Annotated in this window: 17 protein-coding genes; 10 read left to right on the top strand and 7 right to left on the bottom strand. The window is 71.2% G+C overall.

Annotated elements, in window-relative coordinates; translation table 11 throughout:
* Positions 1–116: 116 nt before the first annotated feature.
* The 6 genes from sucB (at position 117) to ppnP (ending at position 5,493) form a co-directional block, all read left to right on the top strand.
* Positions 117–1,847, top strand: coding sequence for a 2-oxoglutarate dehydrogenase, E2 component, dihydrolipoamide succinyltransferase (gene sucB / locus IEY60_RS28590; protein WP_189033613.1), 1,731 nt, complete (start codon positions 117–119; stop codon positions 1,845–1,847).
* Positions 1,848–1,865: 18 nt separating this feature from the next.
* The gene (locus IEY60_RS28585) at positions 1,866–2,771 is read left to right on the top strand and encodes a TIGR01777 family oxidoreductase (RefSeq protein WP_189033612.1); all 906 of its coding nucleotides are present in this window, start codon (positions 1,866–1,868) and stop codon (positions 2,769–2,771) included.
* Positions 2,771–3,274, top strand: a complete 504-nt coding sequence (locus IEY60_RS28580) for a GNAT family N-acetyltransferase (RefSeq protein WP_189033611.1) — start codon at positions 2,771–2,773, stop codon at positions 3,272–3,274. Before IEY60_RS28585 ends, IEY60_RS28580 begins: the two co-directional genes overlap by 1 nt.
* A 65-nt stretch (positions 3,275–3,339) precedes the next feature.
* Positions 3,340–4,089 carry a lipoyl(octanoyl) transferase LipB gene (gene lipB / locus IEY60_RS28575; RefSeq protein ID WP_189033610.1) on the top strand — a complete coding sequence of 250 codons (750 nt, stop codon included), beginning with the start codon at positions 3,340–3,342 and terminating at the stop codon, positions 4,087–4,089.
* Positions 4,086–5,108, top strand: a complete 1,023-nt coding sequence (lipA, locus tag IEY60_RS28570) for a lipoyl synthase (RefSeq protein ID WP_189033609.1) — start codon at positions 4,086–4,088, stop codon at positions 5,106–5,108. The genes lipB and lipA overlap by 4 nt, the downstream gene beginning before the upstream one ends.
* A gap of 73 nt (positions 5,109–5,181) precedes the next feature.
* A complete protein-coding gene (gene ppnP / locus IEY60_RS28565; protein WP_189033608.1) occupies positions 5,182–5,493 on the top strand; it encodes a pyrimidine/purine nucleoside phosphorylase in 312 nt (103 codons plus the stop codon).
* 60 nt (positions 5,494–5,553) lie between these two features.
* Here ppnP and IEY60_RS28560 read toward each other — a convergent pair whose 3' ends face one another.
* Entirely contained in the window at positions 5,554–6,546 is a 993-nt protein-coding gene (locus IEY60_RS28560; protein WP_189033607.1) for an SDR family NAD(P)-dependent oxidoreductase, read from the bottom strand.
* 71 nt (positions 6,547–6,617) lie between these two features.
* Here IEY60_RS28560 and IEY60_RS28555 point away from each other — a divergent pair, with 71 nt between their 5' ends.
* Positions 6,618–7,961 carry a TIGR01777 family oxidoreductase gene (locus IEY60_RS28555; protein ID WP_189033606.1) on the top strand — a complete coding sequence of 448 codons (1,344 nt, stop codon included), beginning with the start codon at positions 6,618–6,620 and terminating at the stop codon, positions 7,959–7,961.
* 7 nt (positions 7,962–7,968) lie between these two features.
* On the opposite strand, the gene IEY60_RS28550 is transcribed toward IEY60_RS28555, so the two are convergent.
* The 5 genes from IEY60_RS28550 to IEY60_RS28530 all read right to left on the bottom strand — a co-directional run bounded on the left by IEY60_RS28550 (position 7,969) and on the right by IEY60_RS28530 (position 12,593).
* Positions 7,969–9,216 (bottom strand): SAM-dependent methyltransferase, encoded by a 1,248-nt coding sequence (locus IEY60_RS28550; RefSeq protein ID WP_189033605.1) that lies wholly within the window; start codon positions 9,214–9,216, stop codon positions 7,969–7,971.
* Positions 9,213–9,935 carry a DUF1365 domain-containing protein gene (locus IEY60_RS28545; RefSeq protein WP_189033604.1) on the bottom strand — a complete coding sequence of 241 codons (723 nt, stop codon included), beginning with the start codon at positions 9,933–9,935 and terminating at the stop codon, positions 9,213–9,215. Before IEY60_RS28545 ends, IEY60_RS28550 begins: the two co-directional genes overlap by 4 nt.
* Entirely contained in the window at positions 9,932–11,245 is a 1,314-nt protein-coding gene (locus IEY60_RS28540; protein WP_189033603.1) for an NAD(P)/FAD-dependent oxidoreductase, read from the bottom strand. Before IEY60_RS28540 ends, IEY60_RS28545 begins: the two co-directional genes overlap by 4 nt.
* Positions 11,246–11,334: 89 nt before the next feature.
* Complete coding sequence (locus tag IEY60_RS28535) at positions 11,335–12,177, bottom strand: MerR family transcriptional regulator (protein WP_189033602.1); 843 nt, start codon at positions 12,175–12,177, stop codon at positions 11,335–11,337.
* A gap of 35 nt (positions 12,178–12,212) precedes the next feature.
* A complete protein-coding gene (locus IEY60_RS28530) occupies positions 12,213–12,593 on the bottom strand; it encodes a hypothetical protein (RefSeq protein ID WP_189033601.1) in 381 nt (126 codons plus the stop codon).
* Positions 12,594–12,673: 80 nt separating this feature from the next.
* Between IEY60_RS28530 and IEY60_RS28525 the strand changes: the two genes are divergently transcribed.
* The 3 genes from IEY60_RS28525 (at position 12,674) to IEY60_RS28515 (ending at position 16,109) form a co-directional block, all read left to right on the top strand.
* Entirely contained in the window at positions 12,674–13,279 is a 606-nt protein-coding gene (locus tag IEY60_RS28525; RefSeq protein WP_373291779.1) for a lipocalin family protein, read from the top strand.
* Entirely contained in the window at positions 13,276–14,598 is a 1,323-nt protein-coding gene (locus tag IEY60_RS28520) for a cryptochrome/photolyase family protein (protein ID WP_189033600.1), read from the top strand. Before IEY60_RS28525 ends, IEY60_RS28520 begins: the two co-directional genes overlap by 4 nt.
* A gap of 89 nt (positions 14,599–14,687) precedes the next feature.
* Positions 14,688–16,109 (top strand): WGR domain-containing protein, encoded by a 1,422-nt coding sequence (locus IEY60_RS28515; RefSeq protein ID WP_189033599.1) that lies wholly within the window; start codon positions 14,688–14,690, stop codon positions 16,107–16,109.
* A gap of 57 nt (positions 16,110–16,166) precedes the next feature.
* On the opposite strand, the gene IEY60_RS28510 is transcribed toward IEY60_RS28515, so the two are convergent.
* Positions 16,167–16,901 (bottom strand): glucose 1-dehydrogenase, encoded by a 735-nt coding sequence (locus tag IEY60_RS28510; protein ID WP_189033598.1) that lies wholly within the window; start codon positions 16,899–16,901, stop codon positions 16,167–16,169.
* Positions 16,902–16,946: the final 45 nt, after the last annotated feature.

Here is a 16,946-nt window from a genome sequence, read left to right as displayed (position 1 = left end):
CGCCTCGCTGTGTTGCGGTGGGGTGGACGTACGCCGCGACCCGCGACGCGCGTCTGCCGGGGTCGAAGCACTGTTGTATTACCCGTCTAACAGTCAGATCAGAGGAGACAGAGGACATGGCCTTCTCCGTCCAGATGCCGGCTCTTGGTGAGAGCGTCACCGAGGGAACGGTGACCAGGTGGCTGAAGCAGGAAGGAGACACGGTCGAGGTCGACGAACCGCTGCTCGAAGTCTCCACCGACAAAGTCGACACCGAGATCCCGTCGCCCACTGCCGGTGTGCTGTCGAAGATCGTCGCTCAGGAAGACGACATCGTCGAGGTCGGCGGTGAGCTCGGCGTGATCAGCGAAGCCGGCGAAGCCCCCGCCGCCGCTCCCGCGCCTGCTGCCGCACCTGCCGAACCCGCGCCCGAGCCCGCTCCGGCCCCCGAGCCCGCCCCCGCGGCGCAGGCTCCGGCCGCCGCCCCCGAGCCCGCTGCGGCCGCCGCGCCCGCCGCTTCGTCCGGCACGCCCGTCAAGATGCCCGAGCTGGGCGAGTCGGTGACCGAAGGCACCGTGACCCGGTGGCTGAAGGCCGTCGGTGACACCGTCGCGGTCGACGAGCCGCTGCTCGAGGTGTCCACCGACAAGGTCGACACCGAGATCCCCTCGCCCGTCGCGGGCACGCTGCTCGAAATCTCCGCGCAGGAAGACGACGTCATCGCCGTCGGTGGTCAGCTGGGTGTGATCGGCAGCGGTGCGCCCGCCGCCGCTCCGGCTCCGGCTCCGGCGCCGGCTCCGAAACCGGAACCGGCCCCCGCGCCTGCCCCGGCTCCCGCGCCCGCCGCCGCGGCTCCGGCCCCCGCTCCGGCACCGGCCCCCGCGCCTGCTCCGGCGAAGGCCGCTGCTCCGGCGTCCTCCGGCAACGGCAGCTCCCCGTATGTGACCCCGCTGGTCCGCAAGCTGGCCGACGAGAACAACGTCGACCTGTCGACCCTCACCGGTTCCGGTGTGGGCGGGCGCATTCGCAAGCAGGACGTGCTCGCCGCCGCCGAGGCCAAAAAGGCGCCCGCCGCCCCGGCTCCGGCCGCCGCTGCCGCGCCCGCCCCCGCCGCCAAGCAGGCCGCCGCGCCGAAGCTGGCCGGTCTGGTCGGCACCACGCAGAAGGCCAACCGGATCCGGCAGATCACCGCGACCAAAACGCGCGAATCGCTGCAGACCACCGCGCAGCTGACCCAGGTCCACGAGGCCGACGTCACCAAGATCGCGCATCTGCGTCAGCTCGCGAAGGCCTCGTTCAAGAACCGTGAGGGCGTCAACCTGACGTACCTGCCGTTCTTCGCGAAGGCCGTCGTCGAGGCGCTCGGTGTGCACCCGAACGTGAACGCCTCCTACAACGAGGACACCAAGGAGATCACCTACCACGCGTCGGTGCACCTGGGGATCGCGGTCGACACCGAGCAGGGTCTGCTCTCGCCGGTCATCCACAACGCCAGCGACCTGTCGCTGGCCGGGCTGGCCCGCGCGATCGCCGACATCGCCAACCGCGCCCGCACCGGTGGCCTGAAGCCGGACGAGCTGGCCGGTGGCACCTTCACCATCACCAACATCGGCAGCGAGGGCGCGCTGTTCGACACCCCGATCCTGCTTCCGCCGCAGGCGGGCATGCTCGGCACCGGCGCGATCGTCAAGCGCCCGGTGGTGGTGACCGACGAGACCGGTGGCGAGTCCATCGGTGTCCGCTCGATGGTGTACCTGCCGCTGACCTACGATCACCGTCTCATCGACGGCGCCGACGCCGGTCGCTTCCTCACCACCATCAAGCACCGGTTGGAAGAGGCGGCGTTCGAGGCCGATCTGGGTCTGTAGTCGAGGAATTCGACAGTTATGAAGGTGGTGATCGCCGGTTCGTCCGGGCTGATCGGGACAGCGCTCGTCGCGGCTCTGCGCCGCGACGGGCACGAGGTGTCGCGATTGGTGCGCCGCGCCCCGGGCGGGCCGGACGAATTCGCGTGGGATCCCGTGCGCGCCCAGCTCGACGAGCGGGCGTTGCGCGGGGCCGACGCGGCGGTGAATCTGTGCGGCGCGAGCATCGGCGAGCGCCGCTGGAACGGCGGCTACAAGCAGTTGCTGCGCGACAGCCGCATCACCCCCACCGACGTACTGGCCACGGCGGTCGCCGCCGCGGGAGTGCCGACGCTGGTCAACGCCAGCGGCGTGCACTACTACGGCGGCGACACCGGTGACACGGTCGTCGACGAGACCGCCCCCGCCGGAACCGGTTTCCTCGCGACCCTCTGCCGTGACTGGGAAGCCGCCACGGAACCGGCCACAGCCGCGGGCGTGCGCACGGTCCTGGTGCGCAGCGCCGTGGTGCTGGCTCGCAACGGCGGCATGCTGAGCATGCTGCACCCGCTGTACTGGCTGGGTCTGGGCGGACGCTTCGGCAGCGGCCGCCAGTACACGCCGTGGATCTCCCTCGACGACGAGGTCGGCGCCATCATCTTCGCGCTCACCCACCCCGAGATCTCGGGCCCGATCAACTCCGCCGGCCCCGCCCCGGTCACCAACGCGGAATTCAACCGGGCACTTGGCCGCGCCGTGCACCGCCCCACCCCGTTCATCGTCCCCGGTTTCGCCCTGCGCGCCCTGGTCGGCGAGCTCGCCGACGAGGCGATCCTGCGCGGCCCGCGCGCCATCCCGGCCGCGCTGGAACAGGCCGGTTACACCTTCCAGCACCCGACGATCGGCGCCGCCCTCGCCGCCACCGTCGGCCGCCCCGGAGCCCACTGATGTTCATCCGCGACGCCGACAAGGCCGACCTGCCCGCCGTTCTCGCGATCCACAACACCAATATCGCCGAGTCGACGGCGATCTGGGACACCGACGAGGTCGACCTCGACGACCGCCTCTCCTGGTTCGCCGACCGCACCGCCGCGGGCATGCCGATCCTGATCGCCGAGATCGACGGCGAGGTCGCCGGTTACGCCTCCTACGGCCAGTGGCGGCCGAAGACCGGCTACCGCTTCTCGGTCGAGAACTCCGTCTACGTCGACGAGCGCTTCCAGCGACGCGGCGTCGCCAGCGCGCTGCTCACCGAACTCATCGCCCGCGCCATCGATTCCGGCCGGGTGCACGCCATGATCGCCGCCATCGAATCGAGCAACACCGGTTCCATCGCCCTGCACGAGCGCTTCGGCTTCCGCACCGTCGGCGAGCTGCCCGAAGTCGGCCACAAGTTCGGCCGCTGGATGGACCTGACGCTGATGCAGCGCACCTTCGCGCTCGACGTCTGACCGGTCGACCCGCACGTCCCGACCGGTCTTCACCTTCGGTGGCCGGTGGGCGTAACGTCAGGTCGGTGAACGACACGCGCCCCACCGCGTCCGCTCGATTCGATACGACCCCGATCGTGGTCGAGGATCTCGGACTCATCGAATACAACGCCGCCTGGGAGCTGCAACGGCAGATCGCCGACGATCGCGCCGCAGGCGAAGGTGCCGACAAGCTGCTGCTGCTCGAGCATCCGTCGGTCTACACCGCGGGCCGCCGGACCGAGACCGAGGACCTGCCGATCGACGGCAGCCCGGTGGTGCAGGTCGACCGCGGCGGCAAGATCACCTGGCACGGTCCGGGCCAGCTCGTTGGCTACCCGATCATCCGCCTGGCCGAGCCCGTCGACGTCGTGCAGTACGTGCGCCGGCTGGAGGAGGCCCTGATCCAGGTGGTCTCCGGCCTCGGGATCGAGTGCGGCCGCGTCGAGGGCCGTTCGGGCGTGTGGCTGCCCGCCACCGAGTGGTTCGCCGAACGCAAGATCGCCGCGATCGGCGTGCGCGTGCAGCGCGGCGTCGCCATGCACGGCATCTCCCTGAACTGCAACTCCGCCCTCGACGGCTTCCAGGCGATCGTGCCCTGCGGCATCAAGGACGCCGGTGTCACCACGCTGACCCGCGAGCTCGGCCGCGAAGTCACGGTCGCCGAGATCAAGCCCCTCGTCGCGACCGCGATCGTTGCCGCTTTGGACGGCGAAATTCCCGTTCGGCCGCATGACATTGATCGCACCACCACCGCCGCGAACGTCGTCGCCCCGAGCGTAGAGTCGATCCAGTGACCTCCGTAGACGCCTCTGCCCCCGCCGGACGCAAGCTGCTGCGCATCGAAGCGCGCAACGCGGAGACCCCGATCGAGCGCAAACCCAAGTGGATTCGCACCCGCGCCACCATGGGCCCCGAATACACCGAGCTCAAGGGCCTGGTGAAACGCGAAGGCCTGCACACGGTCTGCGAGGAAGCCGGCTGCCCCAACATCTTCGAATGCTGGGAAGACCGCGAGGCCACCTTCCTCATCGGCGGTGAGCAGTGCACCCGCCGCTGCGACTTCTGCCAGATCGACACCGGCAAACCCGCCGCCCTCGACCGCGACGAGCCCCGCCGCGTCGCCGAGAGCGTCCAGGCCATGGGCCTGCGCTACTCCACCATCACCGGCGTCGCCCGCGACGACCTCGACGACGGCGGCGCCTGGCTCTACGCCGAAACCGTGCGCGCCATCAAGGCACTCAACCCCGGCACCGGCGTCGAACTGCTCATCCCCGACTTCAACGCCGACCCCGACCAGCTCGCCGAGGTCTTCTCCACGCGCCCGGAGGTCCTGGCCCACAACCTGGAAACGGTGCCGCGCATCTTCAAGCGCATCCGTCCCGCCTTCCGCTACGAGCGCTCCCTGGCCGTGATCACCGCCGCCCGCGAGGCCGGTCTGGTCACCAAGTCCAACCTCATCCTCGGCATGGGCGAGACCCCCGAAGAGGTCACCGAGGCCATGCGCGACCTGCACGAAGCAGGCTGCGACATCCTCACCATCACCCAGTACCTGCGCCCCTCCCCCCGCCACCATCCGGTCGACCGCTGGGTGAAGCCCGAGGAGTTCGTCGAGCACTCCAAGGTCGCCGAGGAGCTCGGCTTCGCCGGTGTGATGGCAGGCCCGCTGGTCCGCTCCTCCTACCGCGCAGGCCGCCTCTACGCCCAGGCCATGGCCCACCACGGCCGCGAGATCCCCGAGGCCATGGCCCACCTGGCCCAGGAAGGCACCGCCTCCCAGGAAGCCAGCTCGGTCCTCGCCCGTTACGGCAGCTGACCACGCCGGGGCAGGGCTCGGTGAGCCCTGCCCCGTCAGTAGACTAAGGGTCCCCTCACCCCCGGAAGGACCCATGTCGAAGTTCGAGAACGTCTCCGTCGTCAAGAAGGCCAACGTCTATTTCGACGGCAAGTGCGTCAGCCACAACATCGAGCTGCCTGACGGCACCTCGAAGTCCGTCGGCGTGATCCTGCCCGCCACCCTGACTTTCACCACCGGCGCCCCGGAGATCATGGAGCTCATCGAGGGCGAGGCCCGGGTGACCCTCCCCGGCGAGACCGAGCCGAAGGTCTTCCGCGGCGGCGAGTCGTTCTCGGTCCCCGGCAACAGCGCCTTCGACATCGAGGTCGTCGAAACCCTGCACTACGTCTGCCATTTCGGCTGATCGTCGTTACGGAGAAGGGCGGTGGCTTCCCGGAGCCGCCGCCCTTCTCCGTCGGTGCGATCAGCTCGCGCCGGGAGCCCCGATCAGCGCACGGCACGCACGCCAGAGCGCGACGGCGTCGGCATCGGTGTAGCGGGTGCCGGACCGCAGGTGTAGCGGGCGGATCCGGCGATCGTGCCAGAACTGGCCGGAAGGCAGCGTGTTCCGGGTGGCGGCGAGCCAGACCGCCGTGTCGGCGCCTTCGGCCGGGGTCCGCAGCAAGGGCCGGGTCATTCGGCGGAACCGGGGCAGCGCGTCCGCGATGCCGGGGGTGTCGACCCACCCGGGGTGCACCGCGTGCGCGCCGATCCGGTCCTCGGCCAGCTCGACGGCCAGCAGCGGGGTCAGCGCGACCTGCATCCGTTTCGTGCGCGCGTACGCGGCGGCGCCCCGGTATTCACCGTGCCGGTATTCCGGATCCTCGATCGCCAAGGGCTGGGCATACATCCCGCCCGACGACATGAGCACGACCCTGGCACCGCGTGCCGCGGCCAGCAACGGGCGCACCAGCTCGGTCAGCAGCAACGGACCCAGTACATGGGTAGCGAAGGTGAGTTCGTGTCCGGTGCCGGTCTCCCGGCGTTCCGGTGACAGCACCCCCGCGTTGTGCACGAGGACATCGATCGGTGTCTCACCGAGCGCGGCGGCACAGCGCCGCACCGAATCGGGTTCGGCGACATCGCATTCGACCACCGTCACCGCGGCGCCGGGATGCCGTTCGCGCAGTCCGTCCGCCGCGTCCGCCCCCCGCCGCGGGTTCCGGACCGCGAGCACGACCGAGGCGCCGAGCTCGGCCAGTCCATCGGCGATGGCCAGCCCGATCCCACTGTTGGCGCCGGTGATCACCGCCCGCCGCCCCCGCATCGCGCCCGCCGGTGGATCGTCGTCCGGCCAGGCACGCCGGCGCAGGGCGATACCGAGGCGGCTGTATCCGGGCAGCACTGTGCGGTCCAGGAGCGCATCGACGCGCGATGGCTCGAACTTCGCATCGTTACTCACGTCATTAGCGGTCACTCTCCTATAGTACCGCTAAAAACGATTCATAAACGATGCATTTTGTCCGGGAGGAGGGTTACAGTCGAACTATGGGCATCGACTGTTCGACGGTTGTCTCCGCACCTCGCGACGAGGTCTTCGCCTGGTTCGCCCGGCCCGGTGCGTTCGCCCGCCTGGCACCGCCCTGGCAGCCGGTCCGGCTCCTCAGCGAGTCCGACGATCTGGCCCGCGGCGCCGCCGTCCTCGGCCTGCCGGGCGGCCTGCGCTGGGTCGCGCGGCACGATCCGGCCGCCTACGACCCGCCCCGCCGTTTCGCCGACGCCGTCGCGACCGAGGGTCTCGCCTCCGCACCGGTCGGCCGCTTGCTGCCGTGGCGGCACACCCACGACTTCACCGCCGTCGACGACGAGCACACCCGCGTGGCCGACCACGTCGACACCCCACTCCCCACCCGCCTGCTGCGCCCGATGTTCGACTACCGCTACCGCCAGCTCGCCGGCGACCTCGCCGCCCACCGGCGCGCCGCCGAGCGCGGCTTCACCGCACGCACCATCGCGGTCAGCGGCGCCTCCGGCATGGTCGGCACCGCGCTGTGCGCGTTCCTGTCCACCGGCGGTCACGATGTCGTCCGGCTGGTGCGCCACGCCCCGTCCGATCCCACCGAACGCCGGTGGGACCCCGCCGATCCCGCGCCCGATCTGCTCGACGGCGTCGACGCGGTGATCCATCTGGCGGGCGCGCCGATCGCGGGCCGGTTCACCGAGCAACACCGCCGCGCGATCGCCGACAGCCGGATCGCCCCGACCAAGGCGCTGGCCGAGACCGCGGCTCGCAGCGGCGTCGGCACGTTCGTCTGCGCCTCCGCCATCGGCTACTACGGCTACGACCGGGGCGAGGAGATCCTCACCGAGACAGCCGATCCCGGCGGCGGTTTCCTCGCCGAGGTGGTGACGGGCTGGGAGGCGGCGACCGCACCGGCCGCGGCCGCCGGCGGCCGGGTGGTCCAGGTCCGCACCGGCATCGTCCAGTCACCCGCCGGCGGCACCTTGCGCTTGCTGCGTCCACTGTTCGCGGCGGGCCTCGGCGGCCGGATCGGGGACGGCACCCAGTGGCTGTCCTGGATCGGCCTGGACGACCTGCTCGACGTCTATCACCGTGCGCTCTGGGACGATTCGCTCGCCGGCCCGGTCAACGCGGTCGCCCCCGATCCGGTCCGCAACAGCGACTACACCGAGGTCCTGGCCCGCGTCCTGCACCGGCCCGCCCTGCTGCCGGTCCCCTCGTTCGGCCCGGCACTGCTGCTGGGCAAGCAGGGCGCGCGGGAGCTGGCCGAGGCGAGCCAGCGCGTGTCCCCGGCGCGGTTGTCCGAGGCTGGTCACACCTTCCGCGGCCCCGACCTCGAACAGACCCTGCGCCACCTGCTCGGCCGCTGAGCCGGACTCACGCCCGCGCGAGAACGAACTGCCCGACATCGAGGTAGCCGGACCGGAAACCCGCCTCCGAGTACGCCAGATACAGCCGCCACATCCGCACGAACGTCTCGTCGAACCCGAGCGCGCCGATCTCCGCCCGCGCGTCCTCGAACCGTTCCCGCCAGGCACGCAGGGTGCGCGCGTACTGCGGACCCATCGAGAACTCCTCGCGCACGCGCAGATCCGTACCGCGCGCGACGGATTCCTCGATCGCCCGCACCGAGGGCAGGAACCCGCCGGGGAAGATGTATTTCTGGATCCAGGTATAGGTGTGCCGGGTGGCCAGCATGCGCTCGTGCGGCATGGTGATGGCCTGGATCGCGGCCCGCCCGCCCGGCGCGAGCACCCGGCCGATGGTCGCGAAATACGTGTCGAGGTACTCGTAGCCGACCGCCTCGATCATCTCCACCGAGACGACGGCGTCGTAGGTGCCGCGCACCCGGCGGTAGTCGAGCAGGTCCACCCGCACGCGCTCCGCCAGTCCCGCCGCCGCCACCCGCGCCAGGGCCGCCGCCTGCTGTTCGGACGACAGCGTCACGGTGTGCACCCGCGCGCCACGCGCGGCTGCCCGGACGGCGAGTTCGCCCCAGCCGGTGCCGATTTCGAGCAGCCGGGTGCCGGATCGCACGCCCGCGCGGTCGAGCAGCCGGTCGATCTTGGCGCGCTGGGCGGTGGCGAGATCATCGGCCGGATCGGTGAACAACGCGGCCGAATAGGTCATGGTCTCGTCGAGGAACAGCCCGAAGAAGTCGTTGGACAGGTCGTAGTGCCGGGCGATGTTGCCGCGCGTGTTGTCCTCGGAATTGCGTTCGGCGGCGGGATGTCCCGCGACGTAGAGACGGCGCAACCGGGCCAGCGGACGCGGCACCAGCTCGTCGACGTGGGCCGCGAGCACGGTCAGCACGCCGACGAGATCGGGCGCGTCCCAGTCACCGGCCATGTACGACTCACCGAAGCCGATGAGCCCGGCGGCGCCGACCCGGGCGGCGAAGTCGCCGGGCCGGTGCAGGACCAGGCACGGCACTCCGGCGGGCGAGCCGGCGACGGTGCCGTCGGGATAGCGCACCGCCAGCGGCAAGCGCCGGGTCAGGCGGCGGACCAGCACGTCGACGGCCATCGCCGACACACCCGCCCGCAGGCCGCGCGGCACGGCCAGGTCCGGCCACCGGTCCCGCTCCGGCACAACGGGATTCGCGGTGGTGTCCACGGTTGTCATCGCAGCGCCTCCTCGGGCACGGCCACCGGACGCGGCACGACCGGCAGTCCCCTGGCCCAGAGCAGCACGCCCTGCCACCGGATACGCGCGGCCACGAGCAGTGGCGGAATAGGATCGGTCAGCACGGCGCGCACGATCGCGCCGGTGGTGGCGGGCACGCATCGGCCAGCCATGGTGGCGACGAAGATCGGCCGGTCGGTCACCAGCGTGATCGACACCCGCAGCGTGGCCTCCGGCTCGGGCACGCGCAGCCGGTACTCGCCCGCCACCGGGTTGAACGGCGAGACGTAGAACTCCTTGCCGACCCGCGCGCGACCGTCGCCATCGGGCCGCAGCAGGTAGCGATGCGCGCCTCCGTAGGTGTTGCGGACCTCGGCGATCACGCAGACCGGCGCGCCGGCGCGGTCGCGGCACCAGTACAGCGTCAGCGGATCGAAGACGTACCCGAAGGCCCGCGCGCCGGCCAGCATGAGCACCCGCCCACCCCGCAGGTCGATGCCCTGGGTCGCCAGGTACCCGTCGACGGCGGCCCGCAGCGAGCCGCCGCGTTCGCCCAGGTGGTCACCCGCGTCGAAGCCCGCGAACGGCCGCAGCCACCAGGGGAACCGGGGCAGCCGGTCCAGATCGACCAGCCAGCTGTGCCCGCGATAGCCGAAGGCGTGCCGGATCGGCGCCAGCCGGGTGTGCCGGATGTCGGTGCGGATCAGACGAGCGGTCATGAGGCCGCCACCAGGTCGGGCATCGGTCCCGTCCAGCGTCCGCCCAGTCGCTCGGCGGCGCGCAGTCCCGACAGCGCGCCGTCCTCGTGGAATCCCCACCCGTGGTAGGCGCCCGCGAAAGCCGTACGCGCGCAACCGAGTTCCCCGGCGCGGGCGCGAGCGACCACCGATTCCGGGGTGTAGAGCGGGTGTTGGTAGGTCATCGTGTCCAGCACCGCGCCGGGATCGATCCGGTCGCCGTCGCCCAGGGTCACCAGGAAACGGCGGTCCCCGGTGTCGTCGAGACGCTGGAGCCTGGTCAGGTCGTAGGTGACCAGGACGCGGTCGGGTTCGGCGGCGCAGGCGGGCAGGCGGTAGTTCCAGGACGCGCGAGCACCGGCGGCGCGCGGCAGCAGGCGAGAATCGGTGTGCAGGACAGTGTGATTCACCGAATAGGGCATCGCCGAGAGGATGTCGCGTTCGGCGGCGGTCGGCTCGGCCAGCAGCGCCAGCGCCTCGTTCGGATGGGTCGCGACCACCGCGGCGGCGAAGTCGTCGACGCCGTCGTCGGCGGTGCGGACGGTGACCCCGTCAAGATGCCGGTGCAGCGCCCGGACCGGGGTCGCGACCTGGACACGGTGCAGGCGTTCGGCGACCGCCGCTACGTAGGTCGCCGATCCTCCGGTGACCGTGCGCCAGGTGGGTGAGCCGAACACCGTCAGCATGCCGTGGTGTTCGAGGAAGGTGAACAGGTAGCGGGCCGGATAGCGCAGCGCGGTGCGCGGATCGCAGGACCAGACCGCCGAGATGAGCGGCGCCAGGAAGTGGGTGCGGAAGTAGGCGGAGAATCCGGCGTCGGCCAGGAATTCGGCCACCGTGCGTTCCGCCGTCCCGACCGTGGCGAGTTCGGCGCGGGCCAGGCGGTGGAACCGCGGCACCTCGGCGAGCAGCCGCAGATACCGTCCCCGGACCAGCTGCCCGGGACGCGGGAACAGCCCCGGCAACCCGCGCGCGCCCGCGTATTCGAGCCCGCAGCCGTCACAGCGCACCGACATGCTCATATCGGTCTCGCCGGTGGCGATATCGAGTTCCCCGAACAGCCGCTGCAACGTCGGGTACGTGCGGTCGTTGTGCACGATGAACCCGGTGTCAACGCCGAGGGTTTCCCCGTTGCCCGCGACCACGCGGTGCGTATCGGCGTGCCCGCCCAGGCGGCCCTGCGCTTCGTAGAGCGTGACCTCGGCCGAGCGCGCGAGCACCCAGGCCGCTGTCAGCCCGGCGACGCCGCTGCCGATCACCGCGACCCGGCGATGCCCGTTCGATGCGTTCATGTGATTCCTCCGGTCGTCCCCGGCCAGCGGATGGACGATCCACCCGAAGTGAATCAATTATGCATCGTTTGATGGGCGACGGCCAGTCGTCAGCGCAACGCCTCGACCGCCCCCGCGAGAGAGGCGATCCGCACGACCGCGGGCGGCAGCAACGCCGCGTCCCAGCCGGGGCCGCCGACGAAGACCCGCGCGCCCGCGTCGAGACCGGCCAGCACGGCCGAGGTCAGCGCGCTCGATTCCCGCTGCGACCACAGCAGCAGCGAGGTCGGCCCCGCGGGCCGGGCCAGCGCGCCGACCAGCGCGACGGTCGGCACGTCCGCGCCGAGCATCCGGGCGCCCACCCCCTGCTCGGCCAGCGCCGCGCGCAGCACTTCCAGTGGGAGCGAATGGGTCTCACCGCCGGTACAGGCGAGGACGACGGTCCGCTCGGCGGCCGCGGGGACGGTCTGCACCCGCTGCATCACCGCCGCGATCGACCACGACAGCAGATGCTCGACATCGATGCAGTTCTCCCCCACACCCTGGCGCGCCACGATGTCGGCGAAGGCGGGCCGGCACAACTCGTCCCAGGTGCGGACCACGCCGTAGGCCCGCACATGCGCCTCGACCAGGCCGACCGAGGTCGAGGAGTCCAGCGCGAACGCGGCGTCGAGCAGCTCGGCGCGGTTACCGGCCAGCACCGCGGGCCCCCGCGCGGCCGCCGCCGCGCCCGCCGGGCTGGCTCCGTCGCGGATCAGCATCAGCATGCGTTCGAGCAGGGCGATGTCGGCTTCGGTGTAGAGCCGATGCCGACCGGGACGGTCTTGCGCGGGCCCGATGGCGTAGCGGCGATTCCAGCTGCGCAGGGTGGCCGTCGGGATGCCGAGACGATCGGCGACCGCGCGCACCGTGTACCCGGCCGCGTCGGAGACAGGGGTGGAACCGGCGGGCATCGCTCTATTCTGACCGACGCCGCTCCGCCCCCGTGTCACGGCCGTGCGGCGACGGGTCGCCGCGGCCACGCCAGTGCCGTGCTCCCGGCACCGAGCAGGCCCCAGACCAGCGGCACCGCGATCGCGGTGCGGCGCAGACGAGGGTCGACCGCCGCGCCGAGGACCAGCGCGTCGGCGAGGTCGGCCGCGATCCGCACACCCGCGGCGGCCCACGCTACGCGGGCATCCGGCGCGAGCACCATGGCCGCGCCCGAGATCGCGTCCCGGCAGCCGACCATGCGCGCCAGCGCCCGGTTGCCCGGCCGGTCGGTCTCGAATCCGCACGGCCGCAGCAGCACCTCGGGACGAACGGCCACACTCGCGCCATAGGCGGCGGTCGCCAGACCGAGCAAACGGAACGGCCACTGACGTTTCATCGGGGACTCCTCTCGTCAGATGAATCGATTATGCATCATTCACTGGTAGCCTGTCAGTATCGCCGATCAGAGGAGTTCCCGTGCGCATCGCCCGTTCCACCGCTCCGTTCCGTCTGCCGCTGCTCGCCTGCGCGGCGATGGCCGCCGTGACGCTGGCACCGGCCACCGCTTCCGCCGCGCCCCCGGCGCCGGTGCCGTCGCTCGACATCGAGCGATATCTGGGTGTCTGGCACCAACTGGCCGCGATCCCGGCCCCGTTCAGCCTCGACTGCGCCGGCGACACCACCGCCACCTACACCCTCGACGACGCCGGTGACGTCGGCGTCTACAACCGCTGCCGCACCTGGTCGGGCGGCACCAACGAGATCCGGGGCACCGCGACGGTGACCGATCCCGTCACCCGCGCCCAGCTGCACGTCTCCTTCCCCGGCGTGCCCGGCCAGGATCAGCGCACCGGCGCCCCCAACTACATCGTCACGGCCCTTGGCCCGGACTACTCCTGGGCGGTCGTCACCGATCCCAGCCGGCTGTCCGGCTTCGTCCTGTCCCGCACCCCCGCCGTCGACGCCGCCACCTGGAACGACATCGACGCCGCGATCGTGGCCACGGGTCAGAACACCTGTGTCTACCTGACCACCCCGACCGCGGGCGGCCGCTCCGACATCACCCCGCTGTGCGCCCGATGACCGTCTCGATCGCACTGTTCACCCGCGACCTGCGCATCGCCGACAACCCGGTCCTGACCGCCGCGCACCGCGAGAGCGACGCCGTCGTCCCGCTGTTCGTCGTCGACGACCGCATCGTCCCGGACCGCTGTCCGCCCAATCGCGCCGTCTTCCTCGCCACCGCGCTGGCCGAACTCGACGAGCGCCTGCGCGGCATCGGCGGCCGCCTCGTGGTCCGGCGAGGCGAGCTCACCGACGAACTCGCCCGGATCGTCGCCGAGACCGGCGCCCGCGCGGTGCACCTCGCCGAGGACGTCAGCGCCTACGCCACCCGCCGCGAACAAGCCCTGCGGGACCGCCTCGCCGGAACGGACTGCGTGGTGCGCACCCACAGCGCGGTAGTCACCGCCGCCGACCCAGCCGTCCTCACCCCCGCCACCGGCCGCGACCACTACGCCGTGTTCACCCCCTACTTCCGGCGCTGGGTCGACGCCAACCAGCGCCACCCGCTCGGAACTCCGCGCGACCTCACCGTTCCCGAGGTGACGAGCGACCCCCTGCCGGCACCCGGCGACCTGTCCGCCGGCGACCCGTCCCCGAACTGCCCGCGCGGCGGCGAGATCAGCGGCCGCGTGCTGCTGCACAAGTGGCTCGCGGGCCCGATCGAGGACTACGCCGACCGCAACGACGACCTCGCCGCCGACGCCACCTCCCACCTCTCCCCCCACCTGCATTTCGGCTGCCTGTCCCCCGTCGAGATCGTCCACCGCACCGACCTGTCCGACCCCGGCGGCCACGCCTTCGCCCGCCAGCTCGCCTGGCGCGACTTCCACCACCAGCTCCTGTCGGCCCGCCCCGACACCGCCTGGACCAGCTACCGCCCCGGCCCGTTCGCCGTGCGAACCGACCCCGACGCCGTCGCCGCCTGGAAAGAAGGCCGGACCGGCTACCCGATCATCGACGCCGCCATGCGCCAGCTCGTCACCGACGGCTGGCTCCCCGGCCGCGCCCGCCTGATCACCGCCTCCTTCTTCGCCAAATCCCTGCGCCTGGACTGGCGCATCGGCGCGGCCCACTTCCTGCACTGGCTCGTCGACGCCGACCTCGCCAACAACCAGCTCAACTGGCAGTGGGCCGCGGGCACCGGCACCGACACCCGCCCCAACCGCGTCCTCAACCCCCTGCGCCAAGCCGACCGCTACGACCCCGACGGCACCTACGCCCGCACCTGGCTTCCCGAACTGGCCCACCTCCACGGCCCCACCATCCACCGCCCCTGGCGCGCCGAGATCCCCCACTCCGTCTATCCCCCACCGCTACTCGACGTCGCGGGCATGTGACCTGCGCGGACACCACTCGCCCCGCCGATGTCGGTGTGCCTTGCTACTTTTCGCTCGTTCGACACACCGCACGAGCTCAGCGAGGATCCATGACGACCGCCGAAACCACCTACCTGGAACTGTCCGACGACACCGGTTCCTCGCACAAGTTCTACGAGGTGATCGTCACCGGCACCCAGGTCAACATCCGCTTCGGCCGGATCGGTGAGCAGGGTCAGTCCAAGGCGAGCTCGTTCGCCACCGCGGAGAAGGCGAAGTCGGCCGCGCAGAAGAAGATCGGGGAGAAGGTCCGCAAGGGCTACGCGCCCGCCGTGATGGGTGGGCGCCAGCGTCGCGCGGTGACTCGCCGCGTGATCACCAGCCAGCGCTCCACCGCCAAGAGCGCCCCGGTCCTGTGGCGTTTCGATTCCGGCGCCGCCGCGTTCGGCATCTTCGTCGACGAGCAGCGCTGCTGGGTCGGCAACGAGAACGGCGAGGTCTTCACCCTCACCCCCGACGGCGTGGTGACCAACCGCTACCAGCTGCCCGACGGCGTGAAATGCCTGGTGGCCGACGACTTCTGGATCTACGCCGGCTGCGACGACGGCCGCGTCTACGACCTGTCGGGCAAGGTCCCGCGCGCCGCCTACGACGTCTCGGCCACCGATGTCTACTGGCTCGACATCCACGACGGCATCCTCGCCGCCTCCGACGCCGCGGGCGGCCTGACCGTCATCGACCACGAGGAGGAATCCCTGTGGTCGGCCCGCAGCACCGGCTCGTCCGGCTGGATGGTGCGCCTGGACCCCACCGGCGTCTACCACGGCCACAGCAACGGCGTCACCAAGTACCACCTGGAAACCGGTGCCACCCAATGGCATTCACCCACCCACGGCTCGGTCCTGTTCGGCTGGCAGGAGACCTCCGACGTCTACGCGGGCACCGGAGCCAACCGCGTCGAGGAGATCACCAAGCAGGGCGTCACCACCCGCGCCTACCAGTGCGACGCCGCCGTCTTCTCCTGCGCCGCCTCCCCCGACGGCCGCTACGTCTTCGCCGGCGACTCGCACTCCTCGGTCTACTGCTTCGACGCCACCGGCACCCGCCTGTGGAAACTGGCCACCGGCTGCGGCTCGGCCTACTCCATGCAGTACCACGACGAGAAGCTGTACCTGGTCACCACCTCCGGCGCCCTGGCCTGCCTCGACGTGAGCGAATCCGCCATCCGCGACGCCGACCAGGGCGTGCTCCCCAGCACCGTCTCGGTCAAGGCGCCCGAGATCTCCGCCGTCACCGCCTCCAGCACCCTCGAGGTCACCACCGACGCGGGCACCGGCATCGTCGTAGAATGCGTCGAACACGGCGGCTCCCTGCGCGTACACGTCGTCAGCCCCGGTTACCAGCGCGATTGGAACGTCCAGTTCCCCCGCGACATCCGCCAGGCAGGCACCCGCTACGTCGTCGACGCCGTCACCGAATCGGCCCGCGGCGGCTTCTACCGCGTCCGCGGCGACATCCGCCGCCTGGGCTGACCGACACGGCCGCTGGTCGGCGGAACCGAAGAGTTCCGCCGACCAGCACCGACCTGCTCAGAAACTCTTGTGCGGCACCCCGACCGTGAGCCCGCCGTCGACGACGAACTCCGCGCCCGTGGAGTACGACGACTCGTCCGAGGCCAGATAGGCGACCAGCGCCGACACCTCATCGGGCTCGGCTGCCCGCTTCACCGGAATCTGCAGGAAGTCCGCCGGAATCCCTTCCGTCATCGGCGTGCTGATCAGACCGGGATGTACGGAGTTCACCCGGATCCCCTGCGCCGCGAGCTCCAGCGCCGCCGACTTGGTGAGCCCACGCACCGCGAATTTCGTTGCGGTGTAACCGTGCAACCCCGGACTGCCGCGCATGCCCTCGACCGAGGAGATGTTCACGATCGACCCGCCGTCGGTCATCGCGGGCACCGCGGCCTGCATCCCGAGGAACGTCCCGGTCAGATTGATATCGATGATCCGCTGCCACTCCTCCAGCGCGAAGTCGACCAGCAGATTCCCGTTGACGATCCCCGCGTTGTTCACCAGCACGTGCAGCCCACCGAAGGTCTCGACCGCCGCCGCGACGACCGCGGCCCACTGCTCGGGTTCGCGCACATCCAGATGCCGGTAGATCGCGGCGTCCCCGAGTTCCTTCGCGACGACAGCCCCTTCGTCGTCGAGCACGTCACCCAGCACCACCGACGCGCCCTCGGCGACGAACCGGCGCGCGTGCGCCGCCCCCATCCCCCGCGCCCCGCCGCTGATCACCGCGACCTTGCCGGCCAACCGTCCCATGTCCACATTCCTCCTCGCGAGAACTGAGCCACTCTCCACCGTAGG

Origin of the sequence: Nocardia rhizosphaerihabitans (genome assembly GCF_014646295.1) — a bacterium.
Lineage (GTDB): Bacteria > Actinomycetota > Actinomycetes > Mycobacteriales > Mycobacteriaceae > Nocardia > Nocardia rhizosphaerihabitans.
Note: the sequence above shows the minus strand (reverse complement) of the source record. Positions and strands in the feature narration are given on the sequence as shown.